This is a genomic window from Pseudomonas sp. P7758, from assembly GCF_013386485.1.
Lineage (GTDB): Bacteria > Pseudomonadota > Gammaproteobacteria > Pseudomonadales > Pseudomonadaceae > Aquipseudomonas.
In genome coordinates this window covers 708-3,913 of the sequence record NZ_JACARS010000163.1, presented here as the reverse complement: position 1 = coordinate 3,913, position 3,206 = coordinate 708, and the positions used below count along the sequence as shown (strand labels likewise).

Below are 3,206 nucleotides of genomic sequence, written 5' to 3'. Positions count from 1 at the left end.
GGAGTACTGGGTGGCACAGCGCCAACAGCGGCCAGAGCACGCTCCCACCTGACCCATGCATGACGCAGATCAAAATGTGGGAGCGGCGGTGCGACGATTCGACTTGCTCGCGAAAGCGGTGTGTCAGTCAAACATGTATTGGCTGACACACCGCTTTCGCGAGCAAGCCCGCTCCCACATTGGATTGTTGTCGCTTCACAGATAGCGCTCAGCCACAGGCCTGATAAACTCCCGCTCGCCCTCCTTCGCTGCGAGCTCCCACCATGCTCCACGTGCTATTCAGCGTTTACCTGAAGATGCTGGTGCTCTACAGCCCCTTCTTCGTGCTCTCCTGCTTTATCAGCCTGACTCGCGGTTACTCCAGCAAGGAGCGGCGGCGCCTGGCCTGGAAAGTGGCCCTCGCCACCCTGGTATCGAGCGTGTTGCTGTACCTGTTCGGCCGGGTGATTTTCAGTGTGTTCGGCATCACCGTCGACGCCTTCCGCATCGGCGCCGGCAGTGTGCTGTTCATCTCGGCCCTGGGCATGGCCCAGGGCAAGTCGGCGGTGCAGACCGACAACGTGCAGCAGGACGTGACCATCGTGCCGCTGACCATTCCCCTGACCGTCGGCCCCGGCACCATCGGTGCGCTGCTGGTGATGGGCGTCAGCCAGCCGCACTGGGACGACAAGATCACCGCGATCCTCAGTATCGCCCTGGCCAGCCTGACGGTGGGCGTGGTGCTGTACCTGTCCAACCGTATCGAACGCATCCTCGGCGACCAGGGCTTGCAGATTGTCAGCCGGTTGATGGGGCTGTTCGTGTGCGCCCTGGCCGCACAAATCATCTTCACCGGTGTACGCGGTTACCTGGTGCCGTAGATCAAATCCTGTAGTTGGCGATAGCCAGGCGGACCTTGTCCCCTGCGCTGTCCCGCAGCAGTTGAATCGTGTCTTCGTTGACCACCGAGCTGTTCAGCACCAGGCACGTGCGGCCACTGAAGGCCTCGACGGATGCACTGTCCCACTCCAGAAACGGTATGCCCAGTTGCTTGCTGACGCCATGGGAGCTGTACGTCACCAGCACCATCGAAACTTCCCCGGCGATTTCCGAGCAGGACGCCAAGCCGAAATCGCCACCGTCACGCGTGGTGGTATTTCGCTTGAATAACTCAAATGAGGCCGGGAGCTGCTTCAAGGCTTCAACCGCCTCCGCCACCCGTTTGGGCAATACACTGATCAGCGGCCCCGACAGAAACGTCGAGGCCACGGTGGCCGCCATCAGGTTCAGCGCCGCCAGCTGTACCGACAGCCCCTTGCGAGAGGTGTACACCCGCTCGAAACTGCTCCTGACCGGCATCCAGCCGAGGCTGCTCATGACCTTGATGAATTCGTTGTACCAGGCCTCTGTGCCCCGGGCGACCCGCAGCACATCGCTGACGTAGCTGCTCGCCAGCAAATAGCTTTTGCGGGTGTACTCCTTATTGAGGCTGGTCATGCCTTGCACAAACGACATGACGCTGTTGTTCACCACCGCCGCGTCCAGCTCATCATCCGCCTCGGGCTTCACCGGCGCGCTCAACCCCGACGCCAGGCCGGGCGCGCCCGGAAGCCGGTAAGCGGCAATCAGCTTCCTCCTTTTTGCGCTGTTGATCCGTTTGTTGTTTCGCTCCATAGCCATTTCTCCATAACCCCCAACATGGGGCTCAACGCCAACACTAGTCGACTTGCCGGGGATTTTGAGCTGCTGGAAATTGACCACGGGACGCGCCGCGACCCGCAGGAAAAATCACTGCAGGCGGCGCAGCTGAGTAAACGCTGGGGATGAGGCGGCGGCACACAAAAGCGCCGTGCTTTTCTTCAAGCCGTAGAGAAAGGTATGACTTGAGCCGATGCAAAAAAAACTCGGCAAGCAGACCTTTCCGGCATCAATGACTGACGTTTCAAGGCGGCCCCATGGCAGGGCCGCCGTTGTTTTCAGGAGGCGGGTTTCTCGCCGTACCAACGTGGCGTGTAGACCCACTCGCCACCACCTGCCCGCGCAAAGACGCAGGTGGTGGACGAACCGATCAGCACCATGGTGCGCATGTCCACCTGCTCCGGCGTCAGTTGCCCCAGGGTGGTGACTCGCAGGGTCTGGCCCGGGCGACCGATGTCACGGCCCAATACCACCGGTGTTTCAGGCGTGCGGTGCTGCGCGACGATTTCCAGGGCGCGTCCCAACTGCCAGGGCCGCGCACGGGAGATCGGGTTATAGAACGCCAGCGCCAGGTCGGCCTGGGACGCCAGGTCCAGGCGCTTCTCGATGATCGACCAGGGTTTGAGGTTGTCCGACAGTGACATCACACAGAAGTCATGCCCCAGCGGTGCACCTGCCTGGGCCGCCGTGGCGAGGGATGCCGACACGCCCGGCAAAATCTCCAGGTCGACCTGATGCCAGGCCGGGTCGCCGGACTCGTGCAAGGCTTCGATCACCGCAGCGGCCATGGCGAATACACCCGGGTCACCCGAGGAAACCACCACCACCGAACGCCCCTGCGCCGCCAGCTCAAAGGCATGACGCGCACGCTGCATCTCTTCGCGATTGTCGGTGCAATGCTGGATCTGGTCCGCGCGGAACGGCCCGGCCATGCGCACATAGGTTTCGTAACCCAGCACGTCGGTGCAGCGGGCCAGCTCGGCTTTTACTGCCGGTACCATCAGTTCGGCAGCGCCGGGGCCCAAGCCGNNCGGCATCCTGCAACGCCGCACGAATTCGCCCGGCCAGTTGCGGCCCCGGCTGGCAGGTAACCAGCACCGTCTTCGGATAAATCAGCAACTCATTGGCCGCAGGTGTGCGCTCGGCACTGCCGACGTGAATCGCCAGGCGCGCCTGTTGATCCTGGGGCAAGTTGGCCTGATCCAGCCACGGCGCCGCGCCTTCAATGCGTACTGATTCGCCAGCCAGCAAATCCGAGACAAAGCGTTTGCCCAGTTCAAGATCCCCCAGCTGATAACCATGGGGCGGGTTAAGCAGGCAGGTACCAAAACGCAGCTCGCCACTGGTGGTGATCGCGGCGGCAACGTCCAGGGCAGCGGCGATTTCCCGCGCCATCACGTTTACGCCACCGAGGCCACCGAGCAACGGCACCACCGCGCTGCCGTCTTCGGCGACGGCCAGCACAGCAGGCTCGACGCCCTTCTCCAGCAACAGCGGCGCCAGGGTGCGGATCACAATCCCGGCGGCGC

The 3,206-nt window shown here is 62.6% G+C and carries 2 protein-coding genes and 1 pseudogene; 1 reads left to right on the top strand and 2 read right to left on the bottom strand.

Annotated features, from left to right (window positions below):
• Positions 1 to 263: 263 nt before the first annotated feature.
• Positions 264 to 860 (top strand): MarC family protein, encoded by a 597-nt coding sequence (locus tag HX873_RS28430; protein WP_003217330.1) that lies wholly within the window; start codon positions 264 to 266, stop codon positions 858 to 860.
• 1 nt (position 861) lies between these two features.
• Here the strand turns inward: HX873_RS28430 and HX873_RS28425 are convergent, their stop codons facing one another.
• Entirely contained in the window at positions 862 to 1,653 is a 792-nt protein-coding gene (locus HX873_RS28425) for a hypothetical protein (protein WP_102606174.1), read from the bottom strand.
• A 302-nt stretch (positions 1,654 to 1,955) separates the two neighbouring features.
• Positions 1,956 to 3,206: pseudogene (gene cobJ, locus HX873_RS28420) on the bottom strand (precorrin-3B C(17)-methyltransferase); the annotation flags it as partial.